Consider the following 284-nt stretch of genomic DNA (forward strand, 5'->3'; position numbering starts at 1 on the left):
CCTTCGGCCAGGTAGACGATCTGGTCGGTGACGCCGGCCAGGGCCATGGCGTCGCTGGCCAGGTAGTGCGGCGCGGGTTCGCCGCCCTCGGCCCGGCCCACGCCCAGCACCAGCGGCGAGCCGGCGCGGGCGCCCACCACGCGCTGCGGCTCGTCCTTGTGGAACACCGCCACCGCGTAGGCGCCGTGGAGGCGGGCCACGGCGGTGCGCACCGCCTGGAACAGGTCGCCGTCGTACAGCGCGTCCACCAGGTGGGCGATCACCTCGGTGTCGGTCTGGCTCTC

The 284-nt window shown here is 75.0% G+C and carries 1 pseudogene; it reads right to left on the minus strand.

The annotated features are described in order from the left end of the window. Window positions 1-284, minus strand: a pseudogene (locus HA630_RS27215) (glutamine--fructose-6-phosphate aminotransferase); the annotation flags it as partial.

This window comes from Aquabacterium sp. A08, from assembly GCF_011742065.1.